A 19941-nucleotide genomic window follows, 5' to 3' on the forward strand; every position below is an offset into this window, starting at 1 on the left:
TAGTTGTTGTTTAATCTTTCCATTTCTTTTCGTGTGTAGCTTCGTTTAGAACAAATCGTTTGGCCATTAGGCGTAGGGCTATTTGTAGCGGTTCGTTGTTTTTAGCATCAAAGTATTCGGAAAAGGAAACACAATAGGCTTTTTCAAATTTTAACTCTTGTAGTTTGCTCATGGCATCTCTTCTAAAGAATGTAATGGTACCGTTTTTGGTTTGACTGTGGTCGAGCATCCATTGTAATAGGTTGGATTTTCCGTTGCTTTCTATACGGATATTAATTTCGCCTCCTTGAGGCATTCCTTCGGGTTTTCCTGTAGCGTCTATTTGTTGTGTAAAATTATAGTCGCAACTGAGTATGTTATAGGTGTTTCCGTCTAGTTCTAATTTAGCTAAAAAGGACATGTTTGTTTGTTTTTAGGGTTGTTTATTTGAAAGAAAAAAGAAAAAAGGCGATCCCAAAAGATCGCAACTATCATTTAATGGAGTTCTTTTTAGACTAGGGTTGACCAGTGTAAAACCTAGGGGGTAATACAATGATTGATCTAGCCAATGTCATTTCCTTATGGAAAGTAACAAAGAACTGGGGGTTAAAAAGTTGCTTTTAGGGAACGCCTTTTTGAAGGGATTATACCCATTCGTTTTCGTAAGCTCCTGAACCTAGTTCAATTTTTTTAGCTGAAATGGTAAAGGTTTCTGTTAATGGATTTACGCCTGTTGAATCAAAGTTTTCTCTGAATTTTACTACGTAAGCTTCTGAAAATTTTAATTCTTTTAGAACTGCTTCGCTGTCTCTTTTAAAGAATTTTACACTTCCGTCTTTTCTTTCAAATGAGTTGGTCATCCACTCGAAGAATGAAGTGTCTGCAGTACCTTCAATTGTTAATTCAATTTTTCCTCCTCTAGTTACAGTAGAAGGTCTACCCGTTGCGTCTGTTTCTTGAAATAAACCGTAGTTTACATTTAATACTGTGTACTCTTTTCCTGCTACTGCTAATTTTGCTTTAAATGACATAATTATAAATATTTAAAAAATTAAGAAATACATAAGGATATACCTATAAAGGTATAGAGTAGGTTAAAAAATGATTTGGGGGTGGGTTTTGTTAGGTAATAACCAATTTGAGTAGGATCGTTTGGTTTTTGTGCTTTCATAACATATTTTGTTTTTAATAATAATAACCATTTATGGAAATATGATTAAGTCAAATATAGTAAACTTGTTTTATAAAAACAAGTTTTTGTTATAAAAAATTAAAAAGTAAGCAGTATTTTATTTTTTATTGTTTTAAAAAAGGATTTGCATTAATTCTATCGTTTTTTTATGGAACTTTTGTTTTAAATATTAAAACAAAAGCTTTTAGAAGTTGATCCGTAAATTTAGAGGCGTAAGAAATATAGAGTTCTTTCTTTTTAGACTTGCAAATTTATATGCCTAATTTATCAAATCCACAGGTTTTGGACTTGATCCTTGATCCCTATTTATTTGATAGCAAAAAAGTGGAAATAAAAAAAGCCTTGAATTTCTTCAAGGCTTTGAGCGGAAGACGAGGCTCGAACTCGCGACAACCAGCTTGGAAGGCTGGAGCTCTACCAACTGAGCTACTTCCGCATTGCTGGTACAAATATAAGCACATTTTCTTTATATTTCCAAATCTCAAATGACTTTTTTTAAAAAAAAATATACTTTATTTTTTAAATGACTAGCAATCAAAATAATACAACAAAATAAAATTTTCAAACTTTTTAAAATAAATGTCTATTTTATCATACCAACACAAGAAATAGTCTTACTATTACACCTAATAGGATTAATTAATTTTAAGTATTTAAATAAAACGATCAGGTTCACTCGTTAAGGATGACACAATCATAAACTTTTAAGCGGTCTTATTTTGTTTTTTTTACGTATTGAGTTAAAATAACAATATACTGTCCTTCTACTCTTCCTTCAATTTGTTCAGGATTATCCCAAACTAATTTAATGTTATGTACAGCGGCTCCTCTTTTAGCTGTAAAATTAGCACCTTTTACATCAAGATCTTTAATTAAAACAACTGAATCGCCATCTTGAAGCACGTTTCCATTAGAATCCTTATGTATTACTTTTTCTTCTTGTACACCTTCTCCTGTTGATTTGGCCCATTCTAATGATTCATCATCTAAGTACATCATATCAACTAGATCTGTTTTATTTAATCGTGTTAACATACGCCAAGATACCACTTGTACTGGCAAATGTTCATTCCACATAGAATCAGACAAGCAGTGCCAATGATTAGGATCTGTTCGTTCTGGATTGTTTATTTGATCTACACAGGTTTTGCATCCTAATATTGAATCTTCTAAACTTTCAGCTGTTTTAGGAGCTACTGTATAAACTTGTAAGTCGTGTTCAGTTCCGCAAAGTTCACATTTTGAATTACTGCGATCCTTTAATTTTTTTTCAATAACACTCATTACAGATTAAAAACAGCGCTTAGATTAACATAAAACTGATTATTTAAACGATCAAATCCAACTGGATCTTTTTTATATTTAGCAAAAGGCACTCCTGTTTCTACTTGTAAGCCAAATCCTTCTGAAAAGAAATAACGAGCTCCTAAATGACCTCCAAAGTTTCTTAATCCTAAATCTAAACCTGGATACACATCTATTTGTTCAGGTAATGTTAATACTTTTCCTATGTTTGCATTAAATCGCGCTTTAAGATCTGCTCTGTCTAAAAAGTCGTAATCATCTCCTTCAATTGGTTTTACACCTAATAAATAGTTTGCTACAACTCCTACTGAGATATTTTCTCCCAATCCAAAATCTGTTCCTACATTTAGACCTGTTCCTCCTGACTGCAAATTAGCACCAACATGAAACTTTGTATCTCCTTTTCCTTTATAAGCTTCTTGAGCTTGTGATGCAAATCCTATTAGAGTTGCTACTAAAACAAAAACTTTTTTCATAATTATTTTTTTGGCAAATATATAAACTTGTAATTAATTTCTACCCTTTTCATTTAGGTAGAGATTATAGATGGGATCACTTTGCCAAAATTCCTTGTTTTCAATATTTAAGATTGTAATACGACCATTAAAAGCAGCTCCTGTATCTAAATTCCAAACATTAGCTTTTTTTAAAGGCGTTGTAACCCCTATATCTGTAAGAGGTGTATGTCCTATAAAAATTTCTTCATATATTTTTAATCTTTTAGGAAAGTATGTACTTTCAAAATTTATATTAGAATCTAAACATAAAGCCATTTCCCACAATGTTCTATCCCAATAGAGTAATCTTGGGTAATATTCGTATTCAACTCCTTTTAGACTCGTAAATCCTGCATGTACAAAGAGTCTTTTTTTATTATCTAAATAATAGTCTTTTAAATTCGATAAAAAATGAATGTGCTTATCTCTGATTTCTGCACTTACATTTTGATAGGCTTCAATAGTTGATTTTCCTCCGCTATTGTACCATAATAAATTTTCTTTCTGATATTTTAACCAGTCTAACAATAATTCATCGTGATTTCCTTTTATATAAACACAATTATATTGTTTGTTTAACTCTATTAAGAAATCTAAAACTTGGGGACTTTCGCTCCAACCATCTACGTAATCACCTAAAAAAATAATAGTATCTCCTGATTCTAAAGGAGTTAAACCTATCACTTGTAATAGTCCTCTGTAAGCTCCGTGAATGTCTCCTATAACGTAAATTGCCATAAACTTAAAAATATTTAACAAAATATACGGAAAAACCGTAACTTATTCAAAAAAAAAACAATTAATTTCACAACCTGAGTAACAAACTTAAAATCAAGCAATTATGAATAAGTTATATTTGTTTTCGGGTATATTTTTACTATTTATTTCTCCTATAACTTGTAATGAAAACGGAGATAAGTCTTGCTCAACAAACCCTGAAACTAAAATGACTGAAAAACAAAATCCTATTCTAAACCAATTCAATTACCCATTAGAGTATGATGCAAACGGGGAACCTATACTTAGACCCAAAAAACCAGAATAATATTATATACAATCTGATTGGGTTTACACAAATCTAAAAAAGAATTATAAGCTTTCAAAGCGTTAGTTCTTTCATTAAGTTCAAATATTAACAAATTAAAATTAGCAAATTATGAAAAAGCTTTATTTATTTTCGGGCATGTTTTTATTATTTATTTCTCCCGTAACTTGTACTGAAAACGGAGACGGATCTTATTCTATAGACCCTACCGCTAGAATGTCTGAAGAACAAATCCCGCCTATTGATCAATCTAATTACACATTCGAGATTGATACAGATGGAGAACCAATAGTTAGACCTAAAAAACCGGAATAGTATCAACTAAAACCCGATTCTTTCTACAACACTAAACAACCACCACAAAACTCATTTTAATTAATTTATTACCATTTATAAATTTATTTTAATCAATAATAACATCTCAAGAGTTTTGCCATTATTTAAAAAACATATCAATAAAGTTTTTATTAAATTTGGTAAAAAAAACTTGAATCGGTACTTACTAATAATCTTCTTAATCCTTTGTTCTATTTCTTGCAAAAACGAAATAGAAATGGATCATAATCTAAAAGTAAAAAAATATTTAGATAGTGCTAATAATTCAAATTCTTTAAAAAAAGATAAAGAAAAAGATGTACTTTTAATTGAAAATGAGTTACAGAAAAACACACATAATACCTCCAGCCTAAGAGAAAATTATTTCAAACTGGCTGGAAAGTATTATAATCTAGGAGATTCAGAAAATTATCTTCGCGTTTCAAGGATAGCTTTTCAACTTTCAAAAGAAGCTAAAGATTCCGAAAATACAGCAAAAGGCTACCATTATATTGGGGATTATTTTTACTCAAAATTCAAAAATGATAGTGCTTACTATTACTATACTAAATCTGAAAAAAACTATGAATTATTAAAAAAAACCAAAGAATTAGCTCGTATAAAGTTTTCTAAAGCAGATATATTATTATATGAAAAAGATTTTTCTGGAGCGGAGGTTGAATTTATAAAAGTTTTAAAAATTGCCAAAATACTTAATGACACAAGACTTATATATGATTGTTATTTAGACCTAGGTAATGTACTTCTAGGTTTAAACAGCCCTGATGAAGCCATCATATATTATAACAAAGCACTCTCTATTATAACCCAACTAACAAAAGATCCGCAATATCAAACACTAAAAGCTCAGATTTATAATTTTTTGGGGAAAGCTTACACAAAAAAGAAGGCTTATCATGAAGCAATTGCCCAATATGAAGAAGGTTTATTCTTTGCAAACCCCGAAAAAATTGGCTCCTATATCTATTCATCACTCATTAGTAATAAGGCGTATGCAGAAATGCAGTTAGATAATTTAGAAATAGCAGAAGAAAAGCTTTACGAATCATTAGCTATCAGAAAAAAAGAAAATAATATACCTGGAATTGTTCTTTCTAATATCTATTTAGGAGAACTTTATCTTTATAAAAAAGACATCTCAAAGGCTATTTATTTCCTTAGAAATGCTAAACAAATTGCATCTAAAAACAAGATTTTAGAAGATGAATTAAGATCGTTAAGACTTCTTTCTAAGATTGACAAGAAAAATCAATATGACTTATACGAAGAGTATATTAATTTAAATGATAGTATACAAACGGTTGAATTTAACAAACGTAATAGTTTTGCGAGAATTGAATATGAAACAGACGAGATTCTAACCGAAAAAAGGATCATTCAAGAAGAAAAAGATCAAATTTCATCTCAAAGATGGCTTATTTTATTTGGTAGTTCTGGTATGATTATTCTATTAATCTTGCTATATAACAATAAAAGTCAAAGTAGTAAAAACAAACAACTTCAATTTGAAAGAGAGCAGCAAGAAAGTAATGAACAAATTTATAAACTAATGCTTCAACAACAGCATGTAATAAATGACACCAGACAACAAGAAAAGAAGAGGATATCACAAGAGTTACATGACGGAGTTATGAGTAAATTAACCAGTACTCGTCTAAATTTGTTTATACTATCAAAAAAACAAGACCCAGAAACTATTCAAAAATGCTTAAAACACATTGAAAACATTCAAAATATAGAAAAAGAATTACGTAACATTTCACATGACTTAAATCAAGACACCTTTTTAGAAAAAGAAAGTTTTAAATTAATTATTCAAAATCTATTTGAAGATTATTGCAACGCAATTAATATAGAGTATATATTGGATATAGATCCCAATATTGTTTGGGAAGCTATTGAAACTTCTATAAAAATTGATATCTACAGAATTTTACAAGAATCTCTTCAGAATACGTATAAATATTCTCATGCCACCTTAGTTGTCTTATCAATCAAAAAGGTACTAGATCGTTTAATGATAGACATAGAAGATAATGGGGTTGGTTTTGACGTAAATAAAGTAAAGGAAGGAATAGGTATTAAAAATATAAATTCAAGAGCTAAATCAATGAATGGAGAGGTAAAATTTTATTCAACTATTAACAAAGGAACACATATCAATTTATCATTGCCATACTAACAAAATTAACTTAAAATAACATGGACATTAGAATACTTATTGTGGATGATCATCCTTCTATGATTGAAGGATATAAAGTAATTCTTTCATACAATGATTTTGGATACAATATCAATACCACAGCTGCATACAACTGCGAGAGTGCTTTAAAATTAATTGAATCAAATGCTCATTTTGACATTGCTTTTTTGGATCATAACTTACCTCCTTATAAAGAAGGTAATATTGAAAATGGGATAGATTTAGCTAAGATCATTAGAAAAAGTAGACCTAATACAAAAATAGTATTCCTTACATCTCACTCTGAATCTATCATTTTGTTAGATATGATTAAACGAGTAGATCCAGATGGGATATTAGTAAAAAGTGATTTTACTGCGGATGAATTATTAATAGCATTTGATAAAATAGTAAAGGGGCAAAATTATAGGAGTCTAACGGTAGATCATAATGTAAAGGAATTATTATCAAATAAAGCTTATTTAGATGAAACAAATCGTCAAATCATATCCCTGTTATCTAAGGGAATAAAAACAAAAAATATTCCTAATTATATAAATCTTTCTATGAGTTCTATTGAAAAGAGAAAGGCAAATATCAAAAAATTCTTAGATATTGAAGTAGGAAGTGATGAAGATATAGTAAGGGCAGCAAAAAAGGCAGGAGTTATTTAAACTCCTGCTTATTTAATTGTTCATTAAATTTGATTAATAAACTTTTTATTTTATCACTGATTTCATGAAAATCTAGGCGATCTTTTGTTTGATACATCAGCATCATTATGTATTTTTTCTCTGAAACAATCGTTATAAATTCTGTTTTATTTAAGCGATATACTTCTCTTAATACACGTTTATAATAATTCCGATCTACGGCTTTCTTAAAATATTTTTTAGAAACGGATACCCCTATTTGTATGTTTGTACTTGTATTTTTTAATTCTGGTACCTCAACAAATACTAAGCGTATGGGGTATTTTGAAACGGATTTTCCATTTGCAAACAAATGGTCAATCAGTGTTCTACTTTTTAATTTTTCATAGTTAGGATAATTCTGCTTCATTTGAACAAAGATAAAAAGTATATTAAAAGAGAAGACATTTAGGACAAAAAAAAGAGGCTATTCAAAAGAACAGCCTCTCTTTATGGTAAAACTATTTATTATTTAATAATAATTTTTTTACGGATTTTATTTTTATTATTAGCCGTTAACTCTAACAAATAAGTACTTGGTTTTAGATTTGATAAATCAATTGTTTTAGTTTCGTCTTTAGATTCTAAAACTTTTTTCCCTACTAAATCGTATATAACTACTTTTCCTTCTTTGCTTAATGTTATCGTTTCTCCTTCATTTACTGGATTTGGATAAACTGAAATTATTTCATTTTCAAAATTATCATTAGAAAGAGGTTCTTCAAAACTTACCTCATAATAGGTTTTTGACAATGTATTTTCTGCCACTACGCAAACCACTACTGATTGTCCATCATAGTTTAATGCAGCTGTTTTATTATTTAATTGTTTTACTCCATCTATAAAAACAGTAGCATTTGGAGATGTTTCAAAAGTTGCAATTAAGTTAGAAAGATTGGCATTTCTTTTATTTCCTACTACATTTACTCCATTAATAATCGTTTCTAAATTTTGACCTAAGACGTTATTATCTGTAGTTAAAAACTTATAGCTAATTAATTTTGATTCTGCATTTAGGCCTTTTTTAATTTTTACGGTATAGTTTTCTATTATTTCTGCATTTAATCCTGTACCTAGAACTGTTAAAATAAACTCTGTCGCAACATTATTTTCAGTTACTCCTGAAACTTGCACAACATTATTTATCACTGCATTAGAAAACATATTAGTAGTAAAATCAAAAATTGCTTTAGTTAAATCAAATGTATCAGATACATGGAAAGTAAAGGACTTATCTGCTTCGTTGTAAACGTTTTTTAATTGTCCTACTAAATTAAAATTGCGTAATAATTTAGGTGTCTCAAAAAAGTTTGTTCCTGTATTACTAGCCTTAGCTGTATTATCTAAAGCTGATTTATCATAAGCAAAAACTTCTTCTTCCTCAGCTATTGGAAGATAAAATAATAAGTTTGCTTCATTTCCTGTTAGCTTAACATTTTGATTATTAGCAATCTCTTCTGCTGATCTTTCAGTATTCCAAACTCTTACTTCGTCAATATTTCCATTAAATCCTCTTGTTAGAGTTGCACTATTACCAATTAGTAAGGGAGAAGTATTATTAGTTTTTACCGCTCCAACTGTTCCAGAAACCAATCTTGCAGGAACCTCAACTCCATTGATGTATACTTTATACTGATTGGTTTTACTTACCGTTACCGCAATGTGCATCCATTCGTTTAACTTGATGGTGTTTGCTGCTGTATTTAAAGCAAATGTTTCAGAATTTTTAGTTACGCTTATAATTAAACTGTTTTCTTTATATAGTGAATGTCCTGCATTATTGTTTATAAATGCAATAATATTTCCTTTATCGAAAAATCTACCAAAACCTGGAGCTGGTGTTTTTTGATTAATCCATGTTTCGAAGGTAAATCCATTGGTTAATTCAAATAATTGATTTGGCTTAGCGATCAATATATCATCATTACCATCAAAATTAGCTACTTTGTTTGGTATATTTTGTGCTACGTGTTTAATTGTTAGAACTTTCTTGTCATTACTAGTATTTTCATCACCTACTAATTGGGTATATGCTTCTATAGTATATTCTTGAATAGCTCTTAGATCAGCTTCTGTTGTAAATGAAACAATAGCTTCACTAGCAGGATTAACATCTGCTGTTACTGTTTGTTTAACTTCTGCACCGTTATTTATTTTATAAGCAATATCAAAGTTTTTTAAAGCAACTGATGAATTATTTCTTAATTTAACGGTTACAACGCTTGTATTATTAAGTCTTGGATATAAATCAAGAATTTCAACTAGTTCAACGTCTGCAGTTGGAAGTTCTTGGACATTTAAGGTGTATTCTTCAATTTCAAAATCATTTCTTGAAGTTGTTAACCCGTCTTTTGTTGGTCCTAACACTACATTAAAAGATTCTGCTTTATCTCTAAACATGTGTATAAAACGAACTGTATGATTTCCTGTTGGCACATCAGAAGGGATGGAAACTCCTACTGTATTGTTTTGAACATTTTTAAAATAGTGAGTAGTTCTAGTAGATGCTAAAATTGGTTCGTTTGCTTCTGTATTTACCCAATATTTACCCGCATAATATTCATCTCCAAAATTACCATCATTATTTAAGTCTACAACCATAATTGTAAATACTCCTGTACTTAACGTTAATGATCTAGTTAAAGGTAAATCTGCTTTAGAAATAGTAACGTTAGGAGAATAAACCTTTGTTTTGAATACAGGAATGGATAAATTTTTAAAATCTGAATATCCTGTTACTCCGCTTGCATTAGAGAAAGTATTCCAATTTAGGTTTGTGATTGCATATCCATCTGTATTAACATTTCCTGGTAGACCATACTTATTATATACTACTTTTTCTTTTGTATTATTAGCTAAATTCGTATCATCTTCATTGATACCTGCATTGATTACATAAGCAAATTTTTCATCTGGATTTGTGGTCAAATTTGCTTTTGTAGTAAACGTATATTCTTTTTCTTCAAAACCGTTGATAGAAGCTATAACTTCTTCCACTTTTTGTCCTCCATTAATCTGATAAAATACAGGCAAGTTAGATCTGCTATCAGAAGAGGTGTTTTTAACTACAATTGTTACAGCAACTTCCGTTGACTTTTTACCTAATATTTCAGGTTTTGTAATAGATATAATTCCAGCATCTACAAATGGTACATAATCAACACATGTAATATTAGCTACCCAACCACTCTCTGCTACGGCATCATCAGGTACAAATTCAAATGTTAATTCTCCGTTAGCGGCTGATGAAGTTATAGAAGCAGGTATAGTATTTCCTGTATAAGATGCAATTAATGGTGATTTTTCATCTGGTCCATTGTATATTTTCAGAAAATCCCAACGATCTTCTAAATTAAAACTTGTAAAATCTACTTTAACTTTTTTACCAGCAATAGCGGGTTTAAAAGTAGCTTTTTTTGCAGCTGTTGGAGTTGATATACTTTTATAGTCATCAAAACGTCCACCATCGTCAGTAAAACTTATATCACATCCAGTATGTACAAGTGTAGGTGAACTAATTGCTATATCTGAACCATTATTAGTACGATTAAAACTATAGGTATTATTTGCTGGATTAGTATCTCCAACCATATTTGCTTTAACTACTACTGCATATTTTCCTAATGCACTCATATTTTGAGTTGTGGTAAAATCATAGCTAAAACGTCCCATTGGTGCTATAGGTCCTGCTATTACTTCATTAATAGGTGCCCCTCCATTTATTGTATACGAAACTGGGATATTAGAAATTTCATTAGGACTATAATTAATCAAACTAAGTGAAATTTTTACAGCTGTTGAAGTGCTTGAAAGTGTTGAAACACTAGTATTAGCAAAACTTATCCCTAGATCATCTGCTGCTTCATAAAGCATTATATTGTCTAAGCTAAGTGTATTTGTTTTTTTTGATGTAGTATTAACATCCTTATCATCCATAACCGTTTCAAAAACAAGGTTTATCTTACCACCAGCATAAGCACTTAGATCATAAATAGGCGATCCTGAACCTGCTATTCCTGTGATAAATTTATATCCTTGATCACTTACTAATTCTGTACCATTGACAAGAACTCTTAAGAAAATTTTATTTAATGAAAAATTAGGATTTTCATAACGCACATCATATTTTAAGCGTATTTTTTTTCCTGCAAGAGCGGTGGCATCAAATTCACAAAATGTAGCTTTTTTGATATATGTTGGATTGTCTTTAAAAGCATTTGTAGTTGATGTAGCACCAAATCCTGATACAGAAGACACAACCCATGGTGTTGCTCCTGCCATTCCATTACCTGAAAATACAATTCCGTTTCTACCTTTTGGACTTGAATACATGATAGAAGCATTACCTGTTGGATTAGCTGTTAAGGTAATGTTGTTAGGATTTAATGTTTCAAAATCTTCTTTGTATGGTAGGCTATTTACGGCTAACTCTTTTGAAGCTATAGGATTTATCATTACAGCAATTGCTCTTTCAGAAAGGGCATTAGTTGTTAAATCAATTGCTCTTACTGTATAAACTTGATTACTTACAGCGTTTACCGTATATTCGTTTGTTGCTACTTCAGATATTACTTCAAATTCTTCTCCATTAGCACTTAATCTTAAAATTTCATATTTGGCATTAGGAATAGCATCCCAAGTCAATTTAAAATTTGTAGTACCGCAAGTTGTAAGGGTTTCTGATTTGAAGTTTACAGGTCTAGACATTAAAGTAAATACTTGTTTAGACGATACAATCTTTGCTCCATTTAAAATTCTAATTTTAAAATTAGTTCCAACTTCGTTAGGTACTGTCCAAAGATAAGTTCTAGCTGCTGCAGGCAATTCTGCTATTTGTTTGTAACTATTTCCTCCATCATTTGAATATTCTAAAATAAAAGGCTTTGCTTCTCCTACATAATCCCAACGAATAAATTCTTTTGTTCCTGGAATTAATTTTTCATTTCCTATAGGATATGTTAATTTAAATTCAGGTTTTATATAATCATACGCTACTGAAAATTCTTGTGCATCTAAGGGAATATTTTTACCATTAACAACAATTGTATAATTACCTGGTTCAGGATTATCAATTGTAACTTGTTCTATATTATTTAAGTTATCAATTCCTTTAGTTGCTGGATTATTTGCTTGAATAGGATTTAATACCCAAGGCAAATAAATTTCCCCATTACGCAACACTTTAAGGTCTAAATTATTAACCAAAACAGAACTTGCACCTGGTACACCTGGTAAGTCAGTATAACATAACATAACTTTTAACTGTTTTGTACCAGTTGGAACCGTAATTACTTTTTGATTATCTACTCCATTTGTGATAGATCCTGTATAAAATCTATTTTCATCAATTGTTTGAACGGCACGTAATCCATTAATTTTTCCGTATCCATATTTATAATCTGGTCCTATATTACCTAGTTCATCTGCTGTATTACATACAATGGCTTTCATTAAAGATCCTAAAGGTCTTCCTCCGAACTTGTTTTTATAGCGTTCATACAATAATGCTACGGTACCCGTAACTCCTGGGGTTGCCATAGAAGTACCACTCATTACTTCGTATGAATTGTTATAACTCATAGAATACACATCTGAGCCTATACCTGAAATTTGAGGAACTAAACGTCCATCTGCTGTAGGACCAAAACTACTATAATTACTTATACTTTCATTAGGATCATTGGCTGCTACGTGTAGCGCATTTTTAGAATTTTTAGTAGAAGTATAAAACCCACCAGCAGCAGGATTTGCTGATTGTGAGTTTCCATTTGAATACATGGTTAACAAATAATTTTTTCTAACCATTACATCATCATCTCCTCTATCAGAAACATCATATCTAGTGGTACTGTATCCTTTTTCAAGGTTAACACCATAAGAATTTTGTGTTAATTCAATTCCATCATTATTAGCACATATTAATCGTTCCTCATAAACTTTAAATCCGTTAGATTGAACATTAAAATTCCAAGCATATACGGTCGCTTTAGGTGCCATTCCTTTTGCAAGAGGATCCATGATTCCTGCTCCTGCCATAGTCCCAAAAACGTGACTACCATGTGTACTTGGAGATTCATATTCTCTGGTAAAGAGTCTATTGGTAGCATCTTTATGAGGTTCTACATTGCCATCCCAAATACCAATTTTCACACCACTACCAGTTAATCCATATCCTAATCCGTTCAGATTAGATGATAAAACATTTACTTTATGAGAAGTTCTTCCTGGATTATTTTCTAAAACTGCGGGTGCTGGAGCTAATTCAACATTTTGAACTATTCCTAACTCTACTAATTCTAAAATTTTTTCTTTTGATAGCTTACAAAAAACTTGATTAAAATCTTCATTTATTCTAAAGTTTTTCACTCCCATATCACGTAGACTTTCGTCTAGACGATTTTTATTACCTTCTTTATGATACGTAACTACTAGATCTAACAATTCTCCATCCTTAGCATAGTTCGGAATATCATTCTTAACAATCTCTGATGCAATTTTGTATTCTGGTTTGATTACAAAAATTGTTTTGATATTAGAATTGCTAATATTTTTCTCATAAAAACCAGATGTTAATCTAGCATAATAGGCGTTATCCGAGAAATAGCTCAATACATTAATTCCTTTTTCCGATAAGCTTTTTTGCTCATTTTTACTCAAAGGTTTTTTAAATTGTACAATTAGAATTGGATCTTCTGTACTTTTTTTTCTTGCAGAAATCATTTTTTCTTTTGAATAAGTTGACTTCAATTTTTTAAAATCATCATTCGAACTTATTCTATTACCGTTGATAGTTATAAAATTACCATCTTGGGCAAAACCAAAAAATGAAAATGCAAAGAAACTAAAGCTTAGTAATTTTCTTCTCATTTTATTATTTTTTTCGCAAATCTATCAAAAAATAACAAAATACCAAATCAAAAGCTTAAAAACAAACAAACTCAATAAAAATAAACAGAAATAAATAAAAAAAAACCAAATACTTAGAATTGGTTTTTTATTCATTTTTAAGAGGCTCATTCATTATTTTACTCAACTTTATATGTTTTACCATCAGCAATACCTTGAATAAACTTAACTAATGATTCTTTCGAATGTATAGATCCATCATATTCAATAGTTGCTAATTTTGAATTGAAATCAACTTTCGCTTTTTGAACTCCTTCTAATTCATTTAGTTTATTTTCAATTCTTTTAGCACATCCAATAGCACAGGTCATTCCTTTAATCTTTACCGTCATTTTTTCTGTTTTAACGAGTTCTTTTTTAATTTTTGAATCTACTGATTGTCGCTCATTTTTACAGCTGATCATCATAATTACTAAAGTTATTGCACAAATTATTTTATTCATAATCATTATTTTAAAATTATTAGAAACAAAAATATGTATTTCAATAGTGTAATTAAAAAATTTAATAGAATTTTGACCTCAAAAACATACATTATGCCGAGCAAAAACAACAAATGGTTCCTTTTGTTTTTATTATCTCTGATTTGGGGTAGTTCGTTTATTTTAATGAAAAGAGGATTAGTTGGACTTAATCCTTTTCAGTTAGGGGCTTTACGGCTTATTTTTGCTTTTAGCTTTTTAATAATTGTAGGATTTAAATCTCTTTTTAAAATACCTTCTTATAAGTGGAAATATGTAGCCTTAACCTCTTTATTTGGAAATGGTTTGCCTGTATTTCTTTTTGCTTATGCTCAAACTGGTATAAAAAGCTCTATGAGTGGGATACTCAATTCATTGACTCCTCTTTATACCTTATTAATAGGTGTATTGGCTTTTGGTTTCAGTTGTATTAGAAACCAGATTATCGGAATATTATTAGGGCTTATAGGATGTCTTTTTTTAGTTTATTTTGGAAAGGAAATCAATGGTGAAACACATTATTTTTGTGTTTTATTAGTGGTTATTGCAACTGTTTGCTATGCTTTAAATATAAATTTAATAAAGAAATACTTACCTGATGTTAGCCCATTAAGTATTTCTACTGGAAATTTTACAATAATGTTAGTTCCTGCTCTTCTTATTTTATTTTATAATGGGTATGGAGAAGTTATCACGCAACCTGAAACTATACGATCAACTTTATTTATATTAATACTAGGAATGATAGGAACAGGTATTGCTAATATTTTATATTATCAACTCATTCAAATATCTTCTCCATTATTTGCTTCATCTGTAACATATTTTATTCCTATTGTAGCATTAGGTTGGGGGCTAGTAGATGGTGAGGATTTAAATATTATGCAATTAGTTGGTACAGGAATTATATTAAGTGGAGTATACTTGGCGAGTAAGAAATGAGGCTGTTCTAAAACAATATACTTCTTATTTGTTTGCTTTGACTAATTTTAAAAGAAGACTTGAAGCAAATTAGATAATACAGGTAGATACAATTTCTTCCTATCACTAATAAAAAAGGTTTTTATTGTTTTTTGAACAGCCTTATATTTTATTGGATTGCTTTTACAACTGCTTTTTCAGCTTCTTTTCTTGAGCCATCAAAGCCATCAATTCCTGAAACTGTAGTATATTTTAAAACGTATTTTTTACCTGGATTTAATTTATTGTAAACACTCTGGCACATAAGGGTTGCCTCATGAAAACCACATAAGATAAGTTTCAATTTACCTGGGTATATGTTTACATCACCTATAGCGTAAATACCTTCTATATTTGTTTGATAATCTAACGCATTATTTACTTTGATTGCGTTTTTTTCTATTTCAAGTCCCCAATTAGCGATGGGACCTAATTTAGGTGTTAAACCAAAAAGGGGAATAAAGTAATCGCAAACTACGTTCATTCTTTCTGTTCCTACTTGAATATCTACTGATTCAATTCGTTCAGAACCTTTGAAACCGCATACTTCTGCTTCTGTAATTAATTTAATTTTTCCTTGTTTTTTTAGTTCTTGTACTTTTTCAACAGAATCTAAAGCTCCTCTAAATTCGTTACGACGGTGTACTAATGTTACTTCGGAAGCTACTTTTGACAAGAAAACGGTCCAATCAAGAGCGGAATCACCTCCTCCTGAGATTACAATTTTTTTATCACGGAATTTTTCAGGATCTTTTACAAAATATTCTACTCCTCTATCTTCTTGTTCATAAAATTCTAGGTCTTTTAAAACTGGTTTTCTAGGTTCAAAAATCCCTAATCCACCAGCAATGGCTACTGCCTTAGCATGATGTTCTGTTCCTTTATTGGTAGTTACAATAAAGGTTCCATCTTCTAACTTTTGAATTTTTTCAGCTACTTCATTTAGTGTAAAACCAGGTTGAAATTGCTTTATTTGTTCCATTAAATTATCAATCAGGTCACCTGCATTTACAGAAGGGAAACCAGGAATATCAAAAATGGGTTTTTTAGGATACAATTCAGTTAGTTGTCCTCCTGGTTGTGGTAAACCGTCTATTAAGTGGCATTTTAATTTCAACAAACCTGCTTCAAATACCGCGAAAAGGCCTGTAGGTCCTGCACCTATAATAAGTATATCTGTTTCTATCATTTCGTTTAAATTTTAAAAGGGAGATTAAGGTTTTAAAGTTCTATTAAATATCGGATAAAAATCATGATATTTATCAATAAGAAAATTTGTAAATATTTCTTAAATTTATTGACTAACATTAATTACACTTTCAATTTGTGGAGCATATTTTTTGATTGTGGTTTCTACTCCTGCTTTTAGCGTACTGATGCTTAAATTACAATTTGTACAAGCTCCTTCTAAACGAACCTTCACTAATTTATCTTCTATACTAATTAGTGTAATATCTCCTCCATCGGATTTAAGAAAAGGACGTATTTCATCTAAAGCTTTTATAACGTTTTGTTCTAATTCTTGATTTGTCATCTTTCTTTCTATTTACATTTACGGCTTGTAGTCACAAGATAGACAAATCATTGTGACTGATATCTTAAGACTATTTTTTTGTAGCTGAACAGCCAGCCATTGTTGTTATTTTAATCGCTTCTGTAGGAGGAAGATCTTTGTTTCTCTTAACTGTTTCTTCTACTACATTTCGAGCAATTTCTTCAAACACTTTTTCTAAGGGTGAAGCTGTCTGTAAAGCTGCTGGTCTACCATAATCTCCAGCTTCACGAATACTTTGTACAATTGGTATTTCACCTAAGAATGGTACTTGTAAATCTTCCGCTAAATTTTTAGCTCCTTCTTTACCAAAAATATAGTATTTATTATTTGGTAATTCTTCTGGTGTGAAATATGCCATGTTTTCAATAATTCCTAATACAGGTACATTAATACTTTCGGATAAAAACATAGATACTCCTTTTTTAGCATCTGCTAACGCCACAGCTTGTGGAGTACTTACTACTACTGCTCCTGTAATAGGTAGAGATTGCATGATTGATAAATGAATATCTCCTGTTCCAGGAGGTAGATCAATAAGTAAAAAATCTAATTCGCCCCAAGCAGCGTCAAAAATCATTTGATTCAAAGCTTTTGCTGCCATAGGACCACGCCATATTACGGCTTGACTAGGTGCTGTAAAAAAACCGATGGAAAGTAGCTTAATTTCATAACTTTCTACTGGTTTCATCTTTGATTTACCTTCTATTTCTATAGATGTTGGTTTTTCATTTTCAACATCAAACATAATAGGCATAGAAGGGCCATAAATATCTGCATCTAAAACACCTACTTTAAATCCCATTTTGCCTAAAGTAACGGCTAAATTTGCAGTGGTTGTTGACTTACCTACTCCTCCTTTACCTGAAGCAATCGCAATAATATTAGAAATTCCTGGAATTGTTTTTCCTTTTATCTCATTTTTCTCAGGTACTTCTACTTTTATGTTTACTTTTACTGTTATTTCTGGAGAAAATGTTTCATGAATTAGTTTACGAATATCATCTTCTGCTCGTTTTTTAATATGCATGGCTGGAGTTGTTAAAGTAACATCTACTATTACTTCATTTCCAAAAGTTAATACATTGGTAACAGCACCGCTTTCAATCATATTTTTGCCTTCACCTGCAATAGATATGGTTTCTAACGCTTTTAATATTTCTTTTCTATCTAGTTTCATTTTTAATAACTATTAGCAGTCTATTTAAATAGTTTATATTTATTTAAACTGATTTTAGATTGCAAAGATAATGAGAAGTTTAGGAGTTTAAAACTTTAGAGGTTTAAAAGTTTTTATCTTATAATAAATGAAAACAATGGGTGGTAGTTTTAAAAAATCGAGTATTATTTAGAGTTCTACTTGGGGTTCCCAAAAATGTTTTTTAAAATTAATAATTTGGTTGTCTACTATTTTAATACCTTCATTTTCTAAAAGTTGTTGCATTAAGTTAGATCCATCAAAATGATGTTTGCCTGTTAAGACTCCGTTTCTGTTTACTACTCTATGTGCTGGTACATCATTCATGTTATGACAAGCATTCATTGCCCAACCTACCATTCTAGCAGATCTACTAGCTCCAAGAGCTTTGGCTATGGCTCCGTATGACGTTACTTTACCATAAGGTATTTGTCGTACTATTTCATAAACTCGTTCAAAAAAATTTTCATTATCTTTTTTAGAAATTACCATTTGTATAATGTAAAAAGGGCTATTATTCCTGTAACTGTAGCGATAATAAAATTAACATTTTTTACAAAAAATGAAATTTTGCTTTCCCATTTTTTAAAAAGAAAAGCGTATAAGATATAAACTAATGCACTTCCTAATACAGCTCCAAAAACATAAGCTATTCCTATGATGGGTGTAAAAAAATTGGGTATAAATGCGGAAAAATATAAACTTAAAAAGGCATAGTAAGGGATAGGAAAAACATTTAATATGGATAATGTAATTCCTTGATAAAAAGGAGAGATTTTACTTTTTGTTTCACTTGCTTCTAATTTACTGGTTTGAATCACGTTTTGTACGCCTTTCCCTAAAAAAAATATAGTTAAAGCAATAAATATAATGATTCCGACTAGTTTTAAATTTTTTGTTAGTTGTGGATGGTTTTGAAAAAAGGTGGCAAAATAAAACCCTAAAAAACTTTGTAATGTTACTATGATAGATACTCCTAATATAAATTCTTTGGCTTTTCGTATAGATTTTTTGATACTGATAGCTGCTACACGCATATTAAGCATACCTGGTGGCAAAACTCCCATACTTGAAAAAAAAGTAGCTAAAAAAAAGGCTAGAAGAATAGACATTTTATATCATTTGGTTGGTTTGCACTTATTCAAGAAGAAAACCTTTTGGTCTTTTAGTATAGAAAATGACCTCGTATTTTTACTTTTGAATAAGTTTTTTCTAAATCAAAAGAAGCTTTTACAAAATTAAAAAAGATTATTAAAACAGCTTCTTTTGACTTTTATTAAATACATCACCTCTTTATAAAGTTGCATATTTTTAACACTTTTTGTTGCAAATGTATACAATTTTAATTTCTAAAACTAACAATTGTAATGAATCAAAAAAGCCATAGTTTAGTAAAACGGTTATTTAGCGCTTTATTCTATTTTATCTAATTCTCTCGTTCTAATATGGTTTTCGATTAATTCTATTTCAACTTTCCCTATAAAGACACCTAAATTAATACCACATCTAACGAAATATTCTTTTCCTTTTCGATATTAATTTTGATTTCTTCTTTCGTTTTTAAAGTTCCACAAAAACTCTGACTACCAAAATTCTTAGTTTCATAAACATTTTTTTTCATTCCTTAACCTGTCTA

At 30.0% G+C, this 19941-nt stretch carries 18 protein-coding genes and 1 tRNA gene; 5 read left to right on the top strand and 14 right to left on the bottom strand.

What is annotated here, in order from left to right:
• Positions 1–10: 10 nt before the first annotated feature.
• The 6 genes from tssD (ACUXZJ_RS02650) to ACUXZJ_RS02675 form a co-directional block, all read right to left on the bottom strand.
• Positions 11–400: a type VI secretion system tube protein TssD gene (gene tssD, locus ACUXZJ_RS02650; RefSeq protein WP_060381384.1), complete on the bottom strand. Its 390-nt coding sequence runs from the start codon at positions 398–400 to the stop codon at positions 11–13.
• Positions 401–623: 223 nt separating this feature from the next.
• Complete coding sequence (gene tssD / locus ACUXZJ_RS02655; protein WP_060381383.1) at positions 624–1010, bottom strand: type VI secretion system tube protein TssD; 387 nt, start codon at positions 1008–1010, stop codon at positions 624–626.
• Between the two features lie 524 nt (positions 1011–1534).
• Positions 1535–1607, bottom strand: a tRNA-Gly gene (locus ACUXZJ_RS02660).
• Between the two features lie 278 nt (positions 1608–1885).
• On the bottom strand, positions 1886–2455 hold the full coding sequence (locus ACUXZJ_RS02665; protein WP_063743422.1) for a PhnA domain-containing protein: 570 nt from the start codon (positions 2453–2455) through the stop codon (positions 1886–1888).
• Complete coding sequence (locus ACUXZJ_RS02670) at positions 2455–2952, bottom strand: DUF6646 family protein (protein WP_060381381.1); 498 nt, start codon at positions 2950–2952, stop codon at positions 2455–2457. Before ACUXZJ_RS02670 ends, ACUXZJ_RS02665 begins: the two co-directional genes overlap by 1 nt.
• A 33-nt stretch (positions 2953–2985) precedes the next feature.
• A complete protein-coding gene (locus ACUXZJ_RS02675; RefSeq protein ID WP_446195714.1) occupies positions 2986–3711 on the bottom strand; it encodes a metallophosphoesterase in 726 nt (241 codons plus the stop codon).
• 103 nt (positions 3712–3814) lie between these two features.
• On the opposite strand from ACUXZJ_RS02675, the gene ACUXZJ_RS02680 reads away from it, so the two are divergent.
• The 4 genes from ACUXZJ_RS02680 to ACUXZJ_RS02695 all read left to right on the top strand — a co-directional run bounded on the left by ACUXZJ_RS02680 (position 3815) and on the right by ACUXZJ_RS02695 (position 7210).
• Positions 3815–4018 carry a hypothetical protein gene (locus tag ACUXZJ_RS02680; RefSeq protein ID WP_063743423.1) on the top strand — a complete coding sequence of 68 codons (204 nt, stop codon included), beginning with the start codon at positions 3815–3817 and terminating at the stop codon, positions 4016–4018.
• A 111-nt stretch (positions 4019–4129) separates the two neighbouring features.
• Positions 4130–4333, top strand: coding sequence for a hypothetical protein (locus tag ACUXZJ_RS02685; protein WP_088466487.1), 204 nt, complete (start codon positions 4130–4132; stop codon positions 4331–4333).
• 238 nt (positions 4334–4571) lie between these two features.
• Positions 4572–6536, top strand: a complete 1965-nt coding sequence (locus ACUXZJ_RS02690) for a tetratricopeptide repeat-containing sensor histidine kinase (protein ID WP_088466488.1) — start codon at positions 4572–4574, stop codon at positions 6534–6536.
• A 20-nt stretch (positions 6537–6556) separates the two neighbouring features.
• Complete coding sequence (locus ACUXZJ_RS02695; RefSeq protein WP_060381378.1) at positions 6557–7210, top strand: response regulator; 654 nt, start codon at positions 6557–6559, stop codon at positions 7208–7210.
• On the opposite strand, the gene rnpA is transcribed toward ACUXZJ_RS02695, so the two are convergent.
• The 3 genes from rnpA to ACUXZJ_RS02710 all read right to left on the bottom strand — a co-directional run bounded on the left by rnpA (position 7203) and on the right by ACUXZJ_RS02710 (position 14577).
• Positions 7203–7598 (bottom strand): ribonuclease P protein component, encoded by a 396-nt coding sequence (gene rnpA / locus ACUXZJ_RS02700; protein ID WP_060381377.1) that lies wholly within the window; start codon positions 7596–7598, stop codon positions 7203–7205. The two genes, ACUXZJ_RS02695 and rnpA, sit on opposite strands and share 8 nt — an antisense overlap.
• A 98-nt stretch (positions 7599–7696) precedes the next feature.
• A complete protein-coding gene (locus tag ACUXZJ_RS02705; protein WP_446195717.1) occupies positions 7697–14095 on the bottom strand; it encodes a S8 family serine peptidase in 6399 nt (2132 codons plus the stop codon).
• 158 nt (positions 14096–14253) lie between these two features.
• Positions 14254–14577 (bottom strand): heavy-metal-associated domain-containing protein, encoded by a 324-nt coding sequence (locus ACUXZJ_RS02710; protein ID WP_235588335.1) that lies wholly within the window; start codon positions 14575–14577, stop codon positions 14254–14256.
• Positions 14578–14670: 93 nt separating this feature from the next.
• Here ACUXZJ_RS02710 and ACUXZJ_RS02715 point away from each other — a divergent pair, with 93 nt between their 5' ends.
• Positions 14671–15537: a DMT family transporter gene (locus tag ACUXZJ_RS02715; protein ID WP_063744154.1), complete on the top strand. Its 867-nt coding sequence runs from the start codon at positions 14671–14673 to the stop codon at positions 15535–15537.
• Between the two features lie 148 nt (positions 15538–15685).
• Here ACUXZJ_RS02715 and ACUXZJ_RS02720 read toward each other — a convergent pair whose 3' ends face one another.
• The 5 genes from ACUXZJ_RS02720 to ACUXZJ_RS02740 form a co-directional block, all read right to left on the bottom strand.
• Positions 15686–16744 carry an NAD(P)/FAD-dependent oxidoreductase gene (locus ACUXZJ_RS02720; RefSeq protein WP_063743427.1) on the bottom strand — a complete coding sequence of 353 codons (1059 nt, stop codon included), beginning with the start codon at positions 16742–16744 and terminating at the stop codon, positions 15686–15688.
• A 105-nt stretch (positions 16745–16849) separates the two neighbouring features.
• Positions 16850–17089, bottom strand: a complete 240-nt coding sequence (locus ACUXZJ_RS02725) for a NifU family protein (RefSeq protein ID WP_060381373.1) — start codon at positions 17087–17089, stop codon at positions 16850–16852.
• Positions 17090–17159: 70 nt separating this feature from the next.
• Positions 17160–18287: an Mrp/NBP35 family ATP-binding protein gene (locus ACUXZJ_RS02730; protein ID WP_060381372.1), complete on the bottom strand. Its 1128-nt coding sequence runs from the start codon at positions 18285–18287 to the stop codon at positions 17160–17162.
• 168 nt (positions 18288–18455) lie between these two features.
• Positions 18456–18797 carry an MGMT family protein gene (locus ACUXZJ_RS02735; protein ID WP_063743428.1) on the bottom strand — a complete coding sequence of 114 codons (342 nt, stop codon included), beginning with the start codon at positions 18795–18797 and terminating at the stop codon, positions 18456–18458.
• Positions 18791–19417: a LysE family transporter gene (locus ACUXZJ_RS02740; protein ID WP_060381370.1), complete on the bottom strand. Its 627-nt coding sequence runs from the start codon at positions 19415–19417 to the stop codon at positions 18791–18793. Before ACUXZJ_RS02740 ends, ACUXZJ_RS02735 begins: the two co-directional genes overlap by 7 nt.
• Positions 19418–19941 lie beyond the last annotated feature (524 nt).

The organism is Flavobacterium sp. TN-1 (assembly GCF_052828645.1).

Excerpts from the sequence above, each read along its gene's own strand:
- tssD (WP_060381384.1), bottom strand. The coding sequence starts at position 400 with ATGTCCTTTTTAGCTAAATTAGAACTAGACGGAAACACCTATAACATA.
- tssD (WP_060381383.1), bottom strand. The coding sequence starts at position 1,010 with ATGTCATTTAAAGCAAAATTAGCAGTAGCAGGAAAAGAGTACACAGTA.
- ACUXZJ_RS02665 (WP_063743422.1), bottom strand. The coding sequence starts at position 2,455 with ATGAGTGTTATTGAAAAAAAATTAAAGGATCGCAGTAATTCAAAATGT.
- ACUXZJ_RS02670 (WP_060381381.1), bottom strand. The coding sequence starts at position 2,952 with ATGAAAAAAGTTTTTGTTTTAGTAGCAACTCTAATAGGATTTGCATCA.
- ACUXZJ_RS02675 (WP_446195714.1), bottom strand. The coding sequence starts at position 3,711 with ATGGCAATTTACGTTATAGGAGACATTCACGGAGCTTACAGAGGACTA.
- ACUXZJ_RS02680 (WP_063743423.1), top strand. The coding sequence starts at position 3,815 with ATGAATAAGTTATATTTGTTTTCGGGTATATTTTTACTATTTATTTCT.
- ACUXZJ_RS02685 (WP_088466487.1), top strand. The coding sequence starts at position 4,130 with ATGAAAAAGCTTTATTTATTTTCGGGCATGTTTTTATTATTTATTTCT.
- ACUXZJ_RS02690 (WP_088466488.1), top strand. The coding sequence starts at position 4,572 with ATGGATCATAATCTAAAAGTAAAAAAATATTTAGATAGTGCTAATAAT.
- ACUXZJ_RS02695 (WP_060381378.1), top strand. The coding sequence starts at position 6,557 with ATGGACATTAGAATACTTATTGTGGATGATCATCCTTCTATGATTGAA.
- rnpA (WP_060381377.1), bottom strand. The coding sequence starts at position 7,598 with ATGAAGCAGAATTATCCTAACTATGAAAAATTAAAAAGTAGAACACTG.
- ACUXZJ_RS02705 (WP_446195717.1), bottom strand. The coding sequence starts at position 14,095 with ATGAGAAGAAAATTACTAAGCTTTAGTTTCTTTGCATTTTCATTTTTT.
- ACUXZJ_RS02710 (WP_235588335.1), bottom strand. The coding sequence starts at position 14,577 with ATGAATAAAATAATTTGTGCAATAACTTTAGTAATTATGATGATCAGC.
- ACUXZJ_RS02715 (WP_063744154.1), top strand. The coding sequence starts at position 14,671 with ATGCCGAGCAAAAACAACAAATGGTTCCTTTTGTTTTTATTATCTCTG.
- ACUXZJ_RS02720 (WP_063743427.1), bottom strand. The coding sequence starts at position 16,744 with ATGATAGAAACAGATATACTTATTATAGGTGCAGGACCTACAGGCCTT.
- ACUXZJ_RS02725 (WP_060381373.1), bottom strand. The coding sequence starts at position 17,089 with ATGACAAATCAAGAATTAGAACAAAACGTTATAAAAGCTTTAGATGAA.
- ACUXZJ_RS02730 (WP_060381372.1), bottom strand. The coding sequence starts at position 18,287 with ATGAAACTAGATAGAAAAGAAATATTAAAAGCGTTAGAAACCATATCT.
- ACUXZJ_RS02735 (WP_063743428.1), bottom strand. The coding sequence starts at position 18,797 with ATGGTAATTTCTAAAAAAGATAATGAAAATTTTTTTGAACGAGTTTAT.
- ACUXZJ_RS02740 (WP_060381370.1), bottom strand. The coding sequence starts at position 19,417 with ATGTCTATTCTTCTAGCCTTTTTTTTAGCTACTTTTTTTTCAAGTATG.